This is a genomic window from Ruegeria sp. HKCCE4148 (assembly GCF_017872495.1).
GTDB lineage: Bacteria > Pseudomonadota > Alphaproteobacteria > Rhodobacterales > Rhodobacteraceae > Ruegeria.
The window spans coordinates 1-18,245 of sequence record NZ_JAEDOS010000004.1 but is presented as its reverse complement, the minus strand read 5'-3'; the positions used below and the strand labels follow the sequence as shown (position 1 = coordinate 18,245).

Annotated in this window: 17 protein-coding genes and 1 tRNA gene; 9 read left to right on the top strand and 9 right to left on the bottom strand. The window is 57.4% G+C overall.

Going from position 1 to position 18,245, the window contains the following annotated elements:
* Positions 1–23 precede the first annotated feature (23 nt).
* The 3 genes from I9187_RS13415 (at position 24) to I9187_RS13405 (ending at position 4,071) form a co-directional block, all read left to right on the top strand.
* The gene (locus I9187_RS13415; protein ID WP_171175597.1) at positions 24–1,385 is read left to right on the top strand and encodes a glutamine synthetase family protein; all 1,362 of its coding nucleotides are present in this window, start codon (positions 24–26) and stop codon (positions 1,383–1,385) included.
* Between the two features lie 90 nt (positions 1,386–1,475).
* Complete coding sequence (locus I9187_RS13410; protein ID WP_209509446.1) at positions 1,476–2,858, top strand: aldehyde dehydrogenase family protein; 1,383 nt, start codon at positions 1,476–1,478, stop codon at positions 2,856–2,858.
* 67 nt (positions 2,859–2,925) lie between these two features.
* The gene (locus I9187_RS13405; RefSeq protein ID WP_171175600.1) at positions 2,926–4,071 is read left to right on the top strand and encodes an iron-containing alcohol dehydrogenase; all 1,146 of its coding nucleotides are present in this window, start codon (positions 2,926–2,928) and stop codon (positions 4,069–4,071) included.
* A gap of 58 nt (positions 4,072–4,129) precedes the next feature.
* On the opposite strand, the gene I9187_RS13400 is transcribed toward I9187_RS13405, so the two are convergent.
* Together I9187_RS13400 and I9187_RS13395 are read right to left on the bottom strand one after the other, a co-directional pair.
* Positions 4,130–5,362 (bottom strand): biotin/lipoyl-binding protein, encoded by a 1,233-nt coding sequence (locus I9187_RS13400; protein WP_171175602.1) that lies wholly within the window; start codon positions 5,360–5,362, stop codon positions 4,130–4,132.
* A complete protein-coding gene (locus I9187_RS13395) occupies positions 5,359–5,787 on the bottom strand; it encodes a hypothetical protein (protein ID WP_171175604.1) in 429 nt (142 codons plus the stop codon). The genes I9187_RS13400 and I9187_RS13395 overlap by 4 nt, the downstream gene beginning before the upstream one ends.
* Before the next feature lie 161 nt (positions 5,788–5,948).
* Here I9187_RS13395 and I9187_RS13390 point away from each other — a divergent pair, with 161 nt between their 5' ends.
* The 3 genes from I9187_RS13390 to I9187_RS13380 all read left to right on the top strand — a co-directional run bounded on the left by I9187_RS13390 (position 5,949) and on the right by I9187_RS13380 (position 8,077).
* Positions 5,949–7,022: an FAD-dependent oxidoreductase gene (locus I9187_RS13390; RefSeq protein WP_171175606.1), complete on the top strand. Its 1,074-nt coding sequence runs from the start codon at positions 5,949–5,951 to the stop codon at positions 7,020–7,022.
* Positions 7,019–7,672, top strand: coding sequence for a DUF938 domain-containing protein (locus I9187_RS13385; protein ID WP_171175608.1), 654 nt, complete (start codon positions 7,019–7,021; stop codon positions 7,670–7,672). Before I9187_RS13390 ends, I9187_RS13385 begins: the two co-directional genes overlap by 4 nt.
* Before the next feature lie 69 nt (positions 7,673–7,741).
* Positions 7,742–8,077 carry a carboxymuconolactone decarboxylase family protein gene (locus tag I9187_RS13380; protein ID WP_171175610.1) on the top strand — a complete coding sequence of 112 codons (336 nt, stop codon included), beginning with the start codon at positions 7,742–7,744 and terminating at the stop codon, positions 8,075–8,077.
* 34 nt (positions 8,078–8,111) lie between these two features.
* On the opposite strand, the gene I9187_RS13375 is transcribed toward I9187_RS13380, so the two are convergent.
* From I9187_RS13375 to I9187_RS13350, 6 genes are all read right to left on the bottom strand, one after another.
* The gene (locus tag I9187_RS13375; protein ID WP_209509448.1) at positions 8,112–10,619 is read right to left on the bottom strand and encodes an FAD-dependent oxidoreductase; all 2,508 of its coding nucleotides are present in this window, start codon (positions 10,617–10,619) and stop codon (positions 8,112–8,114) included.
* Positions 10,620–10,761: 142 nt separating this feature from the next.
* On the bottom strand, positions 10,762–11,040 hold the full coding sequence (locus tag I9187_RS13370) for a hypothetical protein (protein WP_171175615.1): 279 nt from the start codon (positions 11,038–11,040) through the stop codon (positions 10,762–10,764).
* 86 nt (positions 11,041–11,126) lie between these two features.
* Positions 11,127–12,536 carry an FAD-linked oxidase C-terminal domain-containing protein gene (locus I9187_RS13365; protein WP_171237189.1) on the bottom strand — a complete coding sequence of 470 codons (1,410 nt, stop codon included), beginning with the start codon at positions 12,534–12,536 and terminating at the stop codon, positions 11,127–11,129.
* Positions 12,537–12,627: 91 nt separating this feature from the next.
* Positions 12,628–14,415, bottom strand: a complete 1,788-nt coding sequence (gene ggt, locus I9187_RS13360) for a gamma-glutamyltransferase (protein WP_171175620.1) — start codon at positions 14,413–14,415, stop codon at positions 12,628–12,630.
* A gap of 111 nt (positions 14,416–14,526) precedes the next feature.
* A complete protein-coding gene (locus tag I9187_RS13355) occupies positions 14,527–14,910 on the bottom strand; it encodes a GFA family protein (RefSeq protein WP_171175622.1) in 384 nt (127 codons plus the stop codon).
* Between the two features lie 20 nt (positions 14,911–14,930).
* Positions 14,931–15,917 carry a D-glycerate dehydrogenase gene (locus tag I9187_RS13350; protein ID WP_171176248.1) on the bottom strand — a complete coding sequence of 329 codons (987 nt, stop codon included), beginning with the start codon at positions 15,915–15,917 and terminating at the stop codon, positions 14,931–14,933.
* A gap of 198 nt (positions 15,918–16,115) precedes the next feature.
* Here I9187_RS13350 and I9187_RS13345 point away from each other — a divergent pair, with 198 nt between their 5' ends.
* The 3 genes from I9187_RS13345 (at position 16,116) to I9187_RS13335 (ending at position 17,822) form a co-directional block, all read left to right on the top strand.
* Positions 16,116–16,577 (top strand): SH3 domain-containing protein, encoded by a 462-nt coding sequence (locus tag I9187_RS13345; protein WP_171176250.1) that lies wholly within the window; start codon positions 16,116–16,118, stop codon positions 16,575–16,577.
* 91 nt (positions 16,578–16,668) lie between these two features.
* Positions 16,669–17,658 (top strand): NADPH:quinone reductase, encoded by a 990-nt coding sequence (locus tag I9187_RS13340; RefSeq protein ID WP_171175624.1) that lies wholly within the window; start codon positions 16,669–16,671, stop codon positions 17,656–17,658.
* Positions 17,659–17,747: 89 nt separating this feature from the next.
* Positions 17,748–17,822, top strand: a tRNA-Gln gene (locus tag I9187_RS13335).
* Between the two features lie 139 nt (positions 17,823–17,961).
* On the opposite strand, the gene I9187_RS13330 is transcribed toward I9187_RS13335, so the two are convergent.
* A partial coding sequence (locus tag I9187_RS13330) for an HNH endonuclease (RefSeq protein ID WP_245223220.1) occupies positions 17,962–18,245 on the bottom strand: 284 nt, incomplete at its 5' end.

Sequence of the window (18,245 nt, the reverse complement as noted above, 5' to 3'; positions counted from 1 at the left end):
TTGAGAAGCATGAGGTTTGCTCCATGACCGCTAATTTGACCTTTGAAACCCTGACATCACGAGTGGCCAACGGCGAGATTGATACTGTTCTTGTTTGCCTGGTGGACATGCAGGGCCGCTTGATGGGCAAGCGCTTTCACGCAGGCCATTTCGTCGCCGGCGCATGGGAAGAAACACATTGCTGCAACTACCTACTGGCCACCGATCTGGAGATGGCGACACCCGACGGGTATGCCTCGACCAGTTGGGAACGGGGGTATGGTGATTATGTCATGAAACCCGATCTGAGCACGCTGCGCCCGGTTCCGTGGCTTGAGGGTACGGTCATGGTGATGTGCGATGTGCTGGATCATCACACCCACGAAGAAGTGCCGCACGCACCGCGTTCGATCCTGAAAAAGCAGGTCGCGCGACTGAAGGCCATGGGTTTTGATGCCATGTGCGCAACCGAGTTGGAGTTTTTCCTGTTCGAGAAGAGCTTTGATGAAATTCGTAAGGAAGGCTTCCGCAATCTGGAACCGATCTCGGGCTACAATGAAGACTATCACATTCTTCAAACGACCAAGGAAGAACACGTTATGCGCCCGATCCGCAATCACCTGTGGGACGCGGGAATACCGGTCGAAAACTCGAAGGGCGAGGCTGAGACCGGGCAGGAAGAACTGAACATAAAATACGCGCCTGCGATGGACACGGCCGAGTATCATTCGATCGCCAAGAATGGCGTGAAAGAGATCGCCTGGCAGCACGGGCATGCGGCAACGTTCCTGCCGAAATGGCATCATGACAAGGTGGGCAGCTCCAGCCATGTGCATCAGTCACTTTGGGCTGATGGAAAGCCGGCTTTCTTTGATGCGAATGATGAGCTGGGCATGTCGGATCTGATGAAAAGCTATATGGCGGGTCTGCTGAAATACGCCGCCGATTATACCTATTTCATGGCCCCCTACATCAACAGCTACAAACGATTCATGAAGGGAACCTTTGCGCCGACGCGGATCATCTGGTCGGTCGACAATCGCACCGCCGGATTCCGGTTGTGCGGCGACGGCACCAAGGCCGTTCGGATAGAGTGCCGAATTCCGGGTTCAGACATGAACCCTTATCTGGCATTGGCCGGGATGCTGGCCGCTGGCATCGCAGGGATTGAAGAGGGATTGGATCTGCAACCGCCTACCACAGGAGACGTTTATCAGGGTGATACGGGTATGATCCCGGGCAACTTGCGCGCGGCGCGGGATGCTCTGCACAGCTCGGCCATGTTGCGGGAGGCGATGGGAGACGAGGTCGTCGATCACTACTCGCGTGCAGCGGAAGTTGAGATCGAGGAGTTCGAGCGCGTGGTCACAGACTGGGAAGTCGCCCGCGGGTTTGAGCGAGCGTAGGGTTCTGGCTGGGGGCTCTGCCCCCAGACCCCCGAGGTATTTTTGGCCAGATGAAGCAGGGATCCTGCTTATTTACTACATGGAGTGAACATGGGGCAGATGTTGAAATGTGTCTCACCGATTGATGGATCGGTTTTTGCGGAACGAGAGGTGTTGTCTCGGGACGAGGCGTTTGGGGTAGCGAGTCAGGCGCGGGGCGCGCAAGCGGCCTGGGCAGCGCGGCCCTTGCAGGAACGGATTGATCTAGTCATGGCTGGCGTAACGGCCGTGGGTGCGATGAATGACGAAATCGTGCCAGAACTGGCCCGTATGATGGGCCGTCCCGTACGTTATGGCGGTGAGTTTGGTGGCTTCAATGAACGCGCGAGCCACATGGCGGAGATTGCCGAGGCATCTCTGGCAGACATCGCGGTGGGGGAAGACGAGACATTCAAGCGTTACATCAAACGCATTCCGCATGGGGTGGTGTTTGTGGTGGCACCCTGGAACTATCCGTATATGACGGCGATCAACACAGTCGCCCCGGCATTGATTGCGGGAAACACTGTGGTCCTGAAACATGCCACCCAGACCCTATTGGTTGGCGAGCGGATGGCGCAAACCTTTCATGCAGCAGGCGTCCCTGAAGAGGTATTCCAGAACGTATTCCTGAGCCATGACGTCACCCATGACCTTATTGCGGGCAATGCGTTTGACTTTGTGAACTTCACCGGCTCGGTCGGCGGTGGACAGGCGATGGAACGCGCAGCGGCTGGAACATTTACCGGCGTCGGGACCGAGCTGGGCGGCAAGGACCCGGGCTATGTCATGGAGGATGCCGATGTGGATGCCGCTGTCGATACGTTGATTGATGGCGCGATGTTCAATTCGGGCCAGTGCTGCTGTGGGATCGAGCGCATTTACGTGCACGAAAGCCTTTATGACGATTTTGTCGCCAAGGCGGTGGAGATCGTGAAGGGATACAAGCTGGGTAACCCGCTGGACGCTGAGACCACCATCGGACCTATGGCCAACGCGCGTTTCGCCGATGAAGTGCGGGCACAAATTGCCGAGGCCATTGAGGCAGGCGCGGTTGCGCATATCGAAGCCTTCCCTGAGGATGATGGCGGCGCTTATCTGACCCCTCAAATATTGACCAATGTGACCCACGACATGCGCGTGATGCGGGATGAGAGCTTTGGACCGGTTGTGGGCATCATGAAGGTCTCGTCTGATGACGAAGCAATCGCGCTGATGAATGAAAGTGAATTTGGCCTGACCGCCAGCCTCTGGACCCGTGATGTAGATCGCGCAACGCGAGTTGGCGACCAGATCGAAACCGGCACGGTGTTCATGAACCGTGCGGATTATCTGGACCCCGGTCTTTGCTGGACCGGCTGCAAGAACACCGGGCGCGGCGGCGGTCTGTCGGTTATTGGCTATCACAATCTCACCCGTCCCAAATCCTACCACCTGAAAAAGGTCACGGTCTAAGGACGATGGTCTGCTCGGGTTTGACCCCCTCCCCCGAGCAGACCTCGAATACTAAAGGAAACCTGACATGTCACTTGTTGGAAACTGGTCCTATCCGACCGCAATCAAATTCGGCGCAGGGCGTATCAAGGAACTGCCCGAAGCCTGTGCTGCGGCAGGAATGAAAAAACCCCTTCTGGTTACAGACAAGGGCTTGGCAGATCTGCCGATTACTTCGGCAACGCTGGATATCATGGACGCTGCCGGTTTGGGCCGCGGACTGTTCAGTGATGTGGACCCCAACCCGAACGAGAAGAACCTTGAAGCGGGCGTCGCCGCATATACTGCGGGAGGGCATGACGGGGTGATCGCCTTTGGCGGAGGTTCGGGGCTGGATCTGGGAAAGATGGTTGCTTTCATGGCCGGCCAGACGCGCCCTGTTTGGGATTTTGAGGATATCGGTGACTGGTGGACGCGCGCCGATGCGGATGTGATTGCGCCGATCATCGCGGTGCCAACTACGGCCGGTACGGGGTCGGAAGTGGGACGTGCCAGCGTCATCACCAATTCAGAAACCCATGCCAAGAAGATCATCTTCCACCCAAAGGTGCTGCCAACCGTGGTGATCTGCGACCCCGAACTTACCGTGGGAATGCCCAAATTCATCACTGCAGGTACCGGTTTGGATGCATTTGCGCACTGCGTTGAAGCCTTCTCCAGCCCGCATTATCACCCGATGAGTCAGGGCATTGCTTTGGAAGGGATGCGGCTGGTGAAGGATTACCTGCCGCGCGCCTATGCCGACGGCACCGATATTGAAGCCCGCGCCCAATTGATGAGCGCAGCAGCCATGGGCGCGACGGCCTTCCAAAAAGGGTTGGGCGCGATCCACGCAATGAGCCACCCGATTGGTGCGGTGTTCAATACCCACCACGGAACCACCAACGCGGTTTGTATGCCCGCTGTGTTGGAGTTCAACGCCCCCGCCATCGCGGACAGGTTCCAACAGGCAGCGGCTTATCTGGGCATTGATGGTGGCTTTGACGGCTTCCGCGCTTTTGTGCAGGAATTCAACGACAGCCTCGGCATCCCGCGCACCCTTTCTGATCTGGGCGTCACCGAAGCTTCGATCCCCGAGCTGGTTGAAGGCGCGATCATTGATCCCTCTTGCGGGGGCAACCCGATCGAGTTGACGAAAGAAAACCTGACGCAATTGTTCAAAGCAGCACTTTGAAACAGAAAGGCCCGGCAATACCTGCCGGGCCTTTTACATTTGGTTCCCCAGGGCCGGATCAGTGCCCGGTCAGCACCAGAGTATTCACCGGCATCAGGATCAATCGCAGGCGCAGACCTGCGGCATGGACCACACCGATCGTGTCGACCACATGCAGGAAGGCGGCCTCCCAAAACCCAAGGTGTTCGTGCTCCAACCGCTCATGGTTGTCCGTGTAGACATTGGCCAGGCAGTTGCTGCCCGGTGGAATGTCATCGGCCATTCCTTTGTATAGCGGCTCCATAAAAACAAGGATCGATCCGGGATTTTTGTTGGTCTGCACATCGCGCAGCTCGTCCGAAGGACGGAGTTGGCCGGAAGGAATGACATCCTGAACTTCGACCACAACCGTCGGGATCACGGTGAACGGCTTTGTCATACAACCCAACTCACCGATCATGCCCGGTTTGATGACTTGGGCAGACAGTTGGCTGAACGCAGCTTGGAACCGGTCATGTCCCGTATGGGACGGCACCAGAATACCAGCGGGTCGCAGCAACGGGCTCACATAGTCACCGACTTGCAAGCTAAACTGTTCAACCCGTCCGGTAACACCGGCGAGGATAACTGTTTTGTCCAGCTCGGTTTGCGCGGCGTCCAGTTGTGCAATCGCGCTGGCCAGTTGGGCTGGGATCAGTTCTTCGATCTGCTGCTCAACGGCTGCACGTTTGGCTTCAGCGGCAACAACCTGCGCCTCTCGCTCGGCGACCAGGTTTTCCAGGCGCTCAATCTCGGCTAGTCTTACAGCACTTGAGCCTTCGTCCCGCAAAGTCGTGTTACGCTCCAAATCCTCAAGCGCCTGCGCAAGAGTTGCTTTGGACCCGGCAATTCCAGCTTCGGCCTCGGCCAAATCGGTTTCCGCCACCTTAAGCGAGGCCTGGACCTGCGCGATCTGTGCATTTGCCGCCTGGACCTGTGCGGTTTGGCTGAAATCTTCGATCCGGAAAATCGGCTGACCCGCTGTGACCAACTGGTTGTTCTGGACGAAAACCTCTGAAACACGCCCGCCCAGCTGCGGCAGGATCGTCACTGTACGGAAATAGGACGCAGCCGTTTTGCTGGCCGGGTGGAAGTAAAACAGCGTGGTAATCACAGTCAGCGCCAGAATGGCACATGTCGTCAGGCCCCAACGCAGTTCGTACCACATGGTAAACAAAGTGATTTCGTGGCCTATACGTTTACCCTGTACAAACCGACGGAACAAATAATCGGGCAGCACCGTAATCAGGGCGCAAAGCATGGTCTCGATCATTTACTTTGCTCCTGCGCTTCGCTTGCTTCTGTAACGGGTGCAGCCGGAGCAACAGCCTCGGGCACGGGGTCCGGTACAGGCGATCGGCCAAGGGACCGAATGGCATCAGCAATGTTCTTGAGTGGTGTGGCAAAGTCCGGGAATTGGAAACCCGCGACCAGAATGGCGGCAACCCAGAAAAGACCGTTATGCGTAAACAGCGCAAGCAGCGCCAAAATACCAACCAATTGAAATTGCGGGTGGTTGTTTTCATGGGCCATTTTTTCCGGCACAGAATGGAGCGTCAGGTACCCGACACCGATCAACACCACCAAGACGACAAAAAAGACGACCATAGCTGAAAACAAGTAGTCGCTTCCGTCAGCTGCGACAACGTAACGGGGAATATGCCCAGTGGCCATTGGATGAAGGTCTGCTGCAGTCACCTTGCCCTCCTTAAAATTTTGATACGTCTTTGACCGGGTTGAAGCGTAAATTCAAGGCTGCTTATAGTCTGGAAACCAAAACGCAAGGCGAATGAAGGGCTTAGGGGGTAATTTGCAAACAATGAGCACCAAACGCATTTTTTCCAGAATGCGTGAACGTCATGATTGATTTCTTGATCATAGGAGGTGGTATCGCCGGTCTCAGCGCTGGTGCGCGCCTGTCGCAGCACGGAACCGTGATGGTGCTCGAGGCCGAGGATGCACTGGGCTACCACGCATCGGGCCGGTCTGCGGCGATGTTTGAAGAAAGCTATGGGCCGCCTTCGGTGGTGGCTCTTAACAAGGCAGGCGCTGCCTTCCTGCACACGCAGAACGGTGGGTATCTGACGCCGCGCGGCCTGATGCTGATCGGCGCACAGGATCAGTCTGACCTGTTTGCCGCCGATCGCCGTGACCTGAACATGACGCACATATCGGTGGATGACGCCATCGCACGCGTTCCGATCCTGAACCCCGACCAGGTGGGCTTTGCGGCCATCAGCGAAGCCGCTTTTGATATCGATACAGATCGTTTGCTGCAGGATTTTGCCCGAACCATTCGGAACAACGGCGGGACGATTTCGACCAGGCACAAAGTCACAGCGATCCGCAAGGACGTGCATTGGATCGTCACCGCGGGTCAGAATTTTGAAGCCCGGAATGTGGTCAACGCCGCCGGGGCGTGGGTTGACCAGATTGCCGATCTTGCGGGCCTTCCCCCAATCGACATTACCCCACGCCGTCGTTCGATGGCACGATTGCCCGCCCCCGGTGGGCATGATGTTTCTGGCTGGCCCATGATGCTGGGTGTCGGGGAAACATGGTACGCCAAACCCGACGCCGGGAAACTGCTTGTGTCCCCGTCCGAAGCCGACCCGGTTCCCCCGCAGGACGCCTATGCCGACGATATGGTACTGGCAGAAGGTCTGGCCCGGTATGAGGCATTGATGACCGAAGCCGTCACGCGGGTCGAAACAAATTGGGCCGGGTTGCGCAGTTTTGCACCGGACGGAACTTTGGTGCTTGGAAGAGACCCACTGGAACCCTCCTTCATCTGGAGCGCAGGTCAGGGTGGCTATGGTTTCCAAACCGCACCTGCGGCGTCTCAATTGCTTTGCGATCTGGTTACAGGAGCTCCTCCTGCCCTTGATGCAAAGAATGTTGCGATGTTGTCCCCAGACAGGTTGAAACGATGATCAAACGCAACCTCCCCTCCTCTGCCAGCGTCGCCAATGTAGCCCAAGATGGCAAACTGGTCGCGCCCGCAGCCACGCGAAACTCCGACGCTTTGTGTGCATTGCTCCGTGATTGGGCTCCGCAACGGGGACAGGCGTTAGAGATCGCCAGCGGGACGGGTCAGCATATCGCGGCTTTTGCAACCCTGCTGCCGGGTCTGACGTGGCAACCTACGGAAATCGATCCTGAACGACGCGCTAGTATCGACGCCTACACGCGCGATTTGCCAAACGTTGAGACCGCCGAAGAACTGGACGCGACCGCCTCGGGGTGGCATGCCCGCTTTCCCGAACGAAACATGATCGTTTTGGTTAACCTGATACACTTAATCAGCTGGCAAGAAACGCGAACGCTCATCACTGAGGCCGCCACGGCGCTCGGGTCCTCTGGTCGATTTGTTTTATACGGACCATTCAAGCGATCAGGCCTGCTTACAAGCGAAGGCGACAAGAGATTTCACGAAGCTCTGATCCAGCAAGACCCGGACATTGGCTACAAAGACGACACAGATATTGTTGCGCTTTTTGAGGATGTCGGCCTGAAGGTTTTGGACACGGTCAACATGCCCGCCAACAACCTTGCATTCATCACATCGCGACCAGCAACCTGATCGAGATCAAAGTCAGATCCCCGCCTCCCGCTTCATATTCCATTTGCGAAATATGAAAAGGCATCAGCAATGGACTGGCAAGAAAAACTCTCGGAAACTCGCAAGAGCCTTCGCAATCTCAACGGGTCAATTCCCGAAACAACGCGCGCCTTCGGATCGCTCGGGAAGGCCGTCAAGGAAGGCGGAACGCTCGACTACAAATCAAAGGAATTTATCGCTTTGGGAATGTCGGTCACACTTAGATGCGAGCCTTGCATCACCCTACACACAGAAGCCCTGATCAAAGCAGGCGCAACAAGAGACGAAGTGTCGGACGTACTGGCTATGGCCATTCAAATGGGTGGCGGGCCAGCCATGATGTACGCCGCAAAGGCGCTGGAGTGTTTCGACGCGCTTTCTGCGTAAAAAAAGGCCCCGGGGTGCCGGGGCCTTTCTTCGATCAACCGTCCTTACGGATGGTTTCGTTTTTCGGGTCGTAGGGGCTGTCGCAGGTGACAACTGCATCCCAAAGTTTGTCCTGCATTTTGACCTTCAGCTTGGTACCCTCGACGGCCAGATCGGGCTTCACATAGCCCATGCCGATGGATTTCTCGAACGCCACCGAGTAACCGCCCGATGTCAGACGGCCCACACGCTCACCTTCCGGGGTGTACAGCGCTTCGCGACCCCACGGGTCAGCATCTTCTGGGCCGTCGATCAGCAGGGTGCAGCACTTAACGCGTACACCGGTCTCTTCCAGCTTGGCCTTGCCGTAGAAGTCCTTGGACAGATCGACAAAGCGCGGCAGGTCAGCTTCCAGCGGGGTCGCATCACGGCCCAGTTCGGTGCCGAAGGCACGGTAGGATTTCTCCTGACGCAGCCAGTTCTGGGCACGTGCGCCGACCAGCTTCATACCGTGTTTCTCACCCGCTTTTTCCAGCAGGTCGAACAGGTAGTTCTGCATTTCGATCGGGTGATGCAGTTCCCAGCCCAGTTCACCTGTATAGGCCACGCGGATCGCGTTGACCGGGCACATGCCCAGTTCGATCTGACGGGCCGACAGCCACGGGAAGCGCTTGTTGGACAGCGCGGTTTCTGGATCGGCGTCCTTGATGACCTCTTTCAGAACGTCGCGGGACTTGGGTCCGGCGATGGCAAAAACGCCCCACTGAGTGGTCACGTCCTGGATTTCGATATACCCGAACTCCTCCATCTTGTCCTCGGCCGCCTTGCGCAGATAGTCGGCGTCGTATTCGGTCCAAGCACCGGCAGAGACGATATAGTAGTTGTTCTCACCATTGCGGACGATGGTGTATTCGGTGCGGGTGGTGCCGTGCGACGTCAGCGCGTAGGTCAGGTTGATGCGACCGACCTTGGGCAGCTTATTGCAAGTGAACCAATCCAGGAACTGGGTCGCGCCGGGGCCTTTGACGACATGTTTGGTGAAAGCCGAAGCGTCGATCAGGCCAACGCCTTCGCGGATCGCCTTGGCTTCTTCGACGGCGTACTGCCACCAGCCACCACGACGGAACGACCGGCTTTCCTTGTCGAAGTTGTCAGACGCATCGACGGGGCCGAAATAGTTCGGACGTTCCCAGCCATTGACCCAGCCGAACTGTGCGCCGCGTGCTTTCTGACGGTCATAGGCCGGAACGGTGCGCAGCGGACGGCAAGCTTCACGCTCTTCGTCGGGGTGGTGCAGGATGTAGACGTGTTCGTAGCACTCTTCGTTCTTGCGCGCCGCAAACTCGGTTGTCATCCAGTTGGACGAATACCGTTTGGGGTCCAGCGAGGCCATGTCGATCTCGGCTTCTCCATCGACCATCATCTGCGCCAGATAATAACCGGTGCCACCAGCAGCGGTGATACCGAAGCTGAAACCCTCGGCCAGCCACATGTTGCGCAGACCCGGAGCCGGGCCAACCAGCGGGTTGCCGTCGGGGGTATAGCAGATCGGGCCGTTGAAATCATCTTTCAGGCCGGAGTCAGCGCAGGAAGGCACCCGTTCTGCCATCGCCATATACTGATCTGCGATACGATCAATGTCCAATGGAAACAGATCGGCACGGAAGCTGTCCGGCACGCCGTATTCGAAGCGCGCTGGTGCCCCGTGCTCGTAGATACCCAGAATCCAGCCCCCGCGCTCTTCGCGCGCGTAGGATTCGTTGTCGGCGTCGCGCACAACGGGGTGCTCGGGGTTGCCGGCTTCACGCCATTTGACCAGCTCGGGGTCTTTGTCCATGACGATGAAGGTATGCTCGACCGGGATTGCAGGCATCTTGATGCCCAGCATCTTGGCGGTGCGCTGCGCATGGTTGCCCGATGCAGTCACAACGTGTTCGGCCGTGATGACGACCTGCTCGTCGGATGGGACAAGGTTGCCGCCCTGTTCGACCATCTTGGTGCAGGTGAGTTCCCAATGGGTACCGTTCCAGTGGAAGGCATCAGCCTGCATTTTGCGGACGATATCAACGCCTCGTTGGCGGGCACCTTTGGCCATGGCCTGCGTGACGTCTGCGGGGTTAATATAGCCGTCCTCGGTGTGATAGATCGCACCTTTCAAATCGCCGGTTTCGATCAGCGGCCAGCGCTCTTTGATCTGATCCGGGGTCAACCATTCGTATTTTACGTCGCATGTCTCAGCAGTGGATGCATAGAGCATGTATTCGTCCATACGATCCTGCGTCTGTGCCATGCGCAGGTTGCCGACCACCGCAAAGCCCGCGTTCAGGCCGGTTTCTTCTTCGAGCGTCTTGTAGAAGTCGACCGAATACTTGTGGATGTGGGTCGTCGCGTAAGACATATTAAACAGCGGCAACAGGCCAGCTGCGTGCCATGTCGAGCCCGAGGTCAGCTCGTCCCGTTCGATCAACATCACATCGTCCCAGCCTGCTTTGGCCAGGTGATAGGCAATCGAGGTTCCAATGGCGCCACCGCCAACGACCAGTGCTTTGACTTGGGTTTTCATAACCGGGCGTCTCCCCTTGAATTCAGCTGACACCATATGGCGCAGTTAAGGGGCGACGCGCGACATTCATCCGACCAGTGATGGGAAAAAAACGACCCTAAACCCGAATGCAGGTCCAAGATCGGTCATTCCGCCGCAATGTTCACCCGCTTGAACTGCAGCGTTTACTGGTTCCGACTGTAATGCAGACCAGTTTGCCTCGGTCCTCGTTGGGTTTCTGCGCTGCGGGTTCCTGTGGTTTGGAAACACGGGCTTCTGCCTCATCTACGCTGTCTGCGAGACCAACACGCGATGACACCGAATCCAGATAGCCTTTCATGTTCAGACCGTTTTCCGATGCTTTGGCCTGCTGATGATAGTCCAGCCCCGCGACGGCCAATCCGCAGATTGCCACAAAGCCTGCCAAGTATTTTGCACTCATATCGACCACCTGTTTGCGTTCGGCTTTTAAAAACCAAAACAACTGGACGTTTTGACGGCACAAAACGGACCAGATCAGGAAAATTATTATGGACGACCAGACAGTATCTTGCCGGGGTTCATTATGTTGTCAGGATCCAACGCGGCCTTGATCGCTGCCATATACCGCGTTGCACCCCCTAGTTCTTTTATCAGATAAGGCTGCTTGCCCTGCCCAATGCCGTGTTCACCAGTGCAGGTGCCTTCCATTGAAATGGCCAGATCATTCAACCAGCCAACAAAGGCGTCGGCCTTAGCGACCTCTTCTGTATTTTCCATATCGATCAGCAACAGCGTGTGGAAATTCCCGTCCCCCACATGGCCCACAACCGGAGCAAGCAAGCCAAGTTCGGCTGCCTTTCTTTGGGTCTGGGTCACACATTCGGCCAGACGTGAGATCGGCACACAAACATCCGTAGAGATTCCCTGCGCACCGGGACGCAGTTGTAGACACGCCCAATACATATCATGCCGCGCCTGCCACAGCTTGTTCCTCTCTTCGGTGGTCGATGTGGCGGCAAAGTCTGTACCCCCGAATTCTTCTGCGATCTGGCCAAACGTTTCAGCCTGTTCAACCGCGCCGCTTTCCGAGCCATGAAACTCCAGCAACAAGAGCGGCGTAGCGGGAAGGCTGAGCCCCGAATAGGCATTGGCAGCCTGAACCGAAAGCTCATCCAAAAGTTCGATCCGAGCGACCGGAATGCCATACTGAATGGTCATCATCACAGCACGGCAGGCCGCGTCCACCGTTGGAAACGAGCATCGGGCCGAACTGATGGCTTCGGGGATGCCTTGCAGCCGCAAGGTCAGTTCAGTGATGATCCCAAGCGTGCCTTCAGCTCCGATCAAAAGGCGGGCCAGGTCATACCCCGCTGACGACTTCTTGGCCCGGTGCCCGGTACGGATGATTTGACCGTCCGGCATGACCGCCTCAAGGCTCAGAACATTGTCCTTCATTGTTCCATACCGCACCGCATTGGTGCCCGAGGCGCGGGTAGCGGCCATCCCACCCAGCGAGGCATTGGCCCCGGGGTCTATCGGAAAGAACAGACCCTGATCCCGTAGATGCGTGTTCAGCGCCTCGCGCGTCACGCCTGGTTGTACGACGCAGTCCAGATCTTCGGCATGAACAGCAAGCACGCTGTCCATTTGCATCAGATCGACCGAAATGCCCCCTGCGGGCGCATTCACGTGCCCTTCCAGCGACGTGCCCGTGCCAAAAGGGATCACAGGCACCCGATGCGCGGCACAGGCTTTAACGATGTCTGAAACCTCTTGCGTGTTCTGCGGGAAAACCACGGCATCCGGACTTTGGTTTTCGATCCATGTCGTGGTGTGACCATGCTGTTCGCGGATTGCGGTGCTTGTTTGCAGCCTGTCACCGAAACGTTGTTTGAGAATGCTGATCGCCGTTTCGATGCCTGTTTCATTTCTTGGCAAGACTTTTGCTTGTACCATCGTCATCCTCTCTGCCCCAACGCATGGCTTGCCTTTCAGGACATGACTGAAAGGCTCGCAAACGGTGGCAATCCTCATACATACCCGGGGCTTATTCGCCTAGCGCAATACCTTCGCGGCGCGGGTCCGCTCCGCCGCTTAGCCCTTCACCGATTTCAATGGCATGCAAACCCGATGTCAGGTCACGCGGATTGACCTCAAAACCTTGCAGCACCAGCGCATCCGTGAACCCTTCGGCTGCGGTGCCCGCCTCGACATCGTAGGTTCCGAAACGATTGACCAGATGCGGCAGGGACAGCGCTTGCTGTACGTCCATATCCCAATCGGCCCAGGCGATAATCGATTTCGCGACATAACCGATGATGCGGCTGCCACCTGGCGATCCAATCGCCAGAACCGGTGCACCGTCCTGCATCACAATGGTCGGGCTCATGGACGAACGCGGGCGTTTTCCGGGTTCCAGCCGGTTGGCAATCGGCACACCGTCGCTATGGGTTTTGAACGAGAAATCCGTCAGCTCGTTGTTCAGAAGAAACCCGTTCGTCATCAGACGCGAACCAAAGCCGTTTTCGATGGTCGTTGTCATCGACAGAACGTTGCCATAGCTGTCCACAATCGAGATATGCGAGGTCGAGGGAAGCTCGAGCGAGACATCATCCGCCCAGTTCAGCGCATGGTCGAATTCGGGTTGGCCCGGCGCGGTTTCCGCCAACGCAGCTTCGGTGTTCAACAAAGCCGCACGCTGCGCAAGATAATCCGGATCAACCAACCCCTTTGTCGGCATGGGAACAAAATCACTGTCGGCCATGTAACGACCTCGGTCCGCAAAGGCGAGGCGCGAGGCGTCTCCGATCAGCCGCCAAGCTTCCGCGCTTTCTGGGCCCATTGCTGCCAGATCATAGCTGTTTAGCATCCCCAAAATCTGTCCCACGGTCAGCGCACCAGAGGATGGCGGCCCCATGCCACAGACTTCATACGCGCGGTATGCAGCACAAACCGGTTCGCGTTCGATCACCTGATACAGCGCCAGATCAATGCCGGACAGAACACCCGGATTGCCCGGAGCATTCCGCACCGTGCGGACAATATCTGCAGCAATCTCACCGCCATAAAACCCTGCGGCCCCGTCGCTGGCCAATACACGCAAGGTATCTGCGTAGGCCGGATTGGTCAGCCGTTGCCCTTGCTGCAAAAGCTCTCCGCCCGGCAGAAAGTAAGCGGCCGTTTCGGGAAAACGCGACAGGCGTTCGGCGTCGTTTTCAACAAGGCTGGCCAAGCGTGGCGAGACCAGGAAACCTTCATCTGCCAACCGGATGCCATCGGCGAACAAGCCGGGCCAGGACGAGCGGCCCCAGCGGCGATGCGCCTCTTCAAGCAGGGCTGGCGTGCCCGGCGTTCCTACGGACAATCCTCCGACGACCGCATCAAAGAATTTCAGCGGTTCGCCCTGTTCATCCTGAAACAGCCTTGGTTTGGCTGCCTGCGGTGCGGTCTCGCGCCCGTCCAGCGTTGTCATCCGACCAGTAGCTGCGTCGTACCAAACCAAGAACGCGCCGCCGCCCAGGCCAGAGGATTGCGGTTCAACCAGACCCAACACAACCTGCACGGCCACCATTGCATCAGCAGCGGACCCGCCTGCGCGCAGTACTTTGGCCCCGGCTTCAACGGCCAGTGGATTGGCGGCGGCCACCATCCAGTTCTCAGATGTAACCGGGACGCCGTCCAACTTGGCTTCAAGCGCAGCGATGACCTCTTCGGTCAGAGCCTGCACCTGCCCTTGTGTGGCGGTTTCGGGCGCAACGGCATCAGCTGCTTCCTGAGCAAAGCCTGGCGCTGAAAAAACAAATGCCGAAAGCAATAAAGCGGAAAAACATCTCATTTGGTCAAATCCTCCAATACTTTATTTATTTTCAGCCTTGTAAGCAATGCAACCGAACTGCAAGAGTTGGCAGCACAAGCGCAGGGTTGCGGCAGAGATTCGCGACAGTAGCTATGCTTCAGCCTCATCCCGATCCTTCTCAAACCGATCCATTCCAATGAATTCGGGCAACCAGCATTCGCGCCGCGACACCCAACATTCATAGGTCGGCGTCAATTGGTTAGGCTCATCGAGGCATCCCAAATGCACCTCAACCTCGGAACCGCTGCGCGCAAACACCGGAGAGCCGCAAGTTGGGCAAAAGAACCGATCTGCATAGCCCTGTGAGGGGCCGGAAATCTTGACCGCACCGCTAGGGAATATTGCTGCGGCATAAAACAAAGCCCCATGATGCTTACGACAGTCCACGCAATGGCAAATCCCAACCCGAAGGGGACGGCCCGAAGCAGAAATGCGCAAACGTCCGCAGCGACATCCCCCTTCAAACAGGTTCATTCAGGCTCCTTTCCGGCGGCTCACAGCATTGAGGGCACAACCTGATCTGGCGGACGGTGGCCATCTTCGAAGGTCTTGATGTTGATGATAACTTTCTCACCCATTTCGATCCGCCCTTCCAGCGTGGCCGATCCCATGTGCGGCAAGAGCACAACATTGGGCAGCTGACGCAGCCGCGGGTTCACATCAGTACCCTGTTCGTAGACGTCCAGCCCTGCCCCTGCGATTTCGCCCGCACGGATCATCCGCGTCAGGGCGTTTTCGTCGACAACTTCACCACGTGACGTGTTTACGATCACGGCTGACGGCTTCATCAGCTTCAGTCGGCGTGCATTCATCAGGTGGAAGGTCGATGGGGTCGATGGGCAGTTGACCGAGATCACATCCATTCGCGCCACCATCTGGTCAAGGCTTTCCCAATAGGTCGCCTCTAACTCCTGCTCGATTTCGGGCCGCAGCCGGCGGCGGTTATGATAATGCACTTGCATTCCAAACGCACTTGCTCGCCGCGCAACGGCCTGTCCAATTCGACCCATACCCAGAATTCCCAAACGCCGCCCCCCGATGCGCCCGCCAAGAAAGGCGGTTGGAGCCCAGCCGGTCCAATCACCCTGCTGCATCACGCTCAACCCTTCGGGAATGCGGCGCGTGACGGCCAGGATCAGGGCCATTGTCATGTCGGCGGTGTCATCAGTCAGCACACCCGGCGTGTTCGAAACCAGAATGCCGCGCTGCCGGGCTGTGGACACATCAATATTATCGACGCCCGCCCCATAATTGGCGATCAGCTTAAGGTTTTCACCTGCCTGCCCCAGCAGGCCGCCGTCGATCGTGTCGGTCACCGTAGGCACAAGCACATCGGCTTCCTGTACCGCGGCCACAAGCTCATCTCTTGTCATGGGCGTGTCGTCATCGCGCAGGCGCACATCGAACAACTCGCTCAACCGGGTTTCAACTGCTTCGGGCAACCGTCGCGTAACGACAACACTCAGACGTTCTCTTGGCACCTCGGCCCTCCCACTGCTTTGCAAACAGACGCGCGCCATGTCATCGTGGCGCAGGATAAGGCGGGGCACAAGAACCCCAGTGGCATTGAGTCGACCTTTTTTCAAAACCGGATCAACAGGCATAAGAGCAGGCAGTCAGTGAGTGGTATTCGACCGGTAAAACGCCAATGTCTGGCGGCGATATCCGTATTTCTGGTCATGTTCAGCTCTTGGGCTGCGCATGCCGAGGACAAGCGCGGATCGGTTACCAACCTTCCCCTGCCCCGCTATGTTTCAATGAAAGCCGCTGAAGGGAACGTTCGGCGCGGGCCGTCGCTGAGCCATCGAATCGATTGGGTATTCAAGCGGCGCGGGATGCCGCTGCAAGTCACGGCTGAATACGGCAACTGGCGCAAAGTTCAGGACCGCGACGGCGCCGGTGGGTGGGTTCACTATGCTTTGTTGTCTGGTGTACGCACGGTGCTGATCGAATCCGACATGCTGCCTGTATATGTGCGCCCCGATCCGGATTCGCCTGTGAACGCACATTTCGAGACTGGCGTCGTGGCCCGCCTTGGCACGTGCTCGCTGGATTGGTGCCGGATCACGGCCGGTGGCTATCGGGGCTGGACGCTGAAATCGAATCTCTGGGGCGTCGATCCAACCGAAATCCGCGAATAAAGCACCTGCCGCTTGTTGCACAGGTCACGAAGCACAAGCGGTTTGAATTCCCCACTCGTTTGCGATGTAACTAGGGCAAACGGAGGACCCTATGCGCGCAGTGACCTATTCCGCTTTCGGAGACGCAGCCGAAGTTCTGAAGCTGAAAGACCTTCCTCCGATACCTCCCGGACCGGGTGAGGTCACCGTTGAGTTGGCGTTTTCGGGCGTCAACCCTTCGGACATCAAGGCCCGGTCTGGGACCCGGCCAGGCGTGACGGAACCTCCTTTTCCGCTGATCATCCCGCACAGTGACGGATCCGGTGTGATCACTGCCGTCGGGGATGGCGTACCCACATCCCGGATCGGTCAGCGCGTGTGGGTCTGGAATGGACAATGGAAGCGCGCATTCGGAACAGCTGCAAGTTACATCACCTTACCCAGCGACCAGGCTGTTGATCTGCCGGACGCGGTGTCGCTTGAGACCGGAGCGATTCTGGGCATCCCCGGACTGACCGCCTGCCACGCCGTGTTTTCGGGTGGGCTATCCAAAAACCAAACAATCCTGATTCATGGCGGGGCTGGCACGGTTGGGTATCTTGCCGTTCAACTGGCAAAATGGGCAGGCGCGCGCGTTATCACAACGGCAAGCCCACGCAACTTTGACAGAGTACACGCAGCAGGCGCGGATGTCGTACTCGATTATGCCAGCCCAGATCTTACGGAACTGATTCTGGACGCAAACGGCGGACAAGCGATCCATCGTATCGTAGATGTCGAATTAGGATCAAACATCGAAACAAACGCCACTGTGGTCGCCGAGAACGGCCGGATAAATGCGTATGGGTCTGCCCAAAACATGGCACCGGTTTTTCCGTTTGGAGCGATGATGTTCAAAGCTGCAACGCTTGAGACGATCCTGATCTATCTGCTGCCTGCTAACTTGCGCGCTGCCGCTGTTGAAACCCTTCATCGTGCGTTGGTCGAAGGAGCGCTGACCTGCCCGGTCCAGAACGTCTTTGCACTGGAGGACTGCGCTGCTGCTCATGACGTGGTTCAGGGTGGAAATCGCGTAGGGGCCGTCTTGATCAGCACCAAATGAGTGCTCGAAATTATTTTCTGGCGCTCACATTTTTTTGCCAAATAGCTCTTGAACACCGCCAACAACAATCGTAGATAGCCGCTCACCGTTGGGGTGTAGCCAAGTGGTAAGGCAGCGGTTTTTGGTACCGTGTATCGTAGGTTCGAATCCTACCACCCCAGCCAATTCATCAGAACATGGAACGAGACTAGGCACTTGGGGCTAAACCCTCCAAGAAATGCCCCCGTTTATGCCCCAGTGGTTTCGGGTGTTACGGGTGTTGAGGGTGGACCCCCAGAAGCCGCTGGAGGCCCATGCCACGGGTTACAGCAGGTCTCGATCGACCCCGTTCGCCCAGAAATCCCAGTCGTCGCGTTTGTTATCCGCCACCGACCCCTCAATCAGGTGCTCAGGACGGACGCAGCGCTCGTTATGACAGCGATGGCGAACCACCGTCGCCTCATCGATCACCGCCCGGTTAACCACGCAGTACACGAACCGCGCAGAGGCCACTTGACGGCCCTTGAAGCGTGTTTTCGGTCGTCCCTGCGTCGAGGTCACCCAGCACCCGTTCTCATCCTCAGAGGATTGCGATAGGACGGAGTTGG

What these genes read in the sequence shown, in the direction of transcription:
- I9187_RS13415 (WP_171175597.1), top strand. Translation starts at nt 24, where the DNA reads ATGACCGCTAATTTGACCTTTGAAACCCTGACATCACGAGTGGCCAAC.
- I9187_RS13410 (WP_209509446.1), top strand. Translation starts at nt 1,476, where the DNA reads ATGGGGCAGATGTTGAAATGTGTCTCACCGATTGATGGATCGGTTTTT.
- I9187_RS13405 (WP_171175600.1), top strand. Translation starts at nt 2,926, where the DNA reads ATGTCACTTGTTGGAAACTGGTCCTATCCGACCGCAATCAAATTCGGC.
- I9187_RS13400 (WP_171175602.1), bottom strand. Translation starts at nt 5,362, where the DNA reads ATGATCGAGACCATGCTTTGCGCCCTGATTACGGTGCTGCCCGATTAT.
- I9187_RS13390 (WP_171175606.1), top strand. Translation starts at nt 5,949, where the DNA reads ATGATTGATTTCTTGATCATAGGAGGTGGTATCGCCGGTCTCAGCGCT.
- I9187_RS13385 (WP_171175608.1), top strand. Translation starts at nt 7,019, where the DNA reads ATGATCAAACGCAACCTCCCCTCCTCTGCCAGCGTCGCCAATGTAGCC.
- I9187_RS13380 (WP_171175610.1), top strand. Translation starts at nt 7,742, where the DNA reads ATGGACTGGCAAGAAAAACTCTCGGAAACTCGCAAGAGCCTTCGCAAT.
- I9187_RS13375 (WP_209509448.1), bottom strand. Translation starts at nt 10,619, where the DNA reads ATGAAAACCCAAGTCAAAGCACTGGTCGTTGGCGGTGGCGCCATTGGA.
- I9187_RS13370 (WP_171175615.1), bottom strand. Translation starts at nt 11,040, where the DNA reads ATGAGTGCAAAATACTTGGCAGGCTTTGTGGCAATCTGCGGATTGGCC.
- I9187_RS13365 (WP_171237189.1), bottom strand. Translation starts at nt 12,536, where the DNA reads ATGGTACAAGCAAAAGTCTTGCCAAGAAATGAAACAGGCATCGAAACG.
- ggt (WP_171175620.1), bottom strand. Translation starts at nt 14,415, where the DNA reads ATGAGATGTTTTTCCGCTTTATTGCTTTCGGCATTTGTTTTTTCAGCG.
- I9187_RS13355 (WP_171175622.1), bottom strand. Translation starts at nt 14,910, where the DNA reads ATGAACCTGTTTGAAGGGGGATGTCGCTGCGGACGTTTGCGCATTTCT.
- I9187_RS13345 (WP_171176250.1), top strand. Translation starts at nt 16,116, where the DNA reads ATGTTCAGCTCTTGGGCTGCGCATGCCGAGGACAAGCGCGGATCGGTT.
- I9187_RS13340 (WP_171175624.1), top strand. Translation starts at nt 16,669, where the DNA reads ATGCGCGCAGTGACCTATTCCGCTTTCGGAGACGCAGCCGAAGTTCTG.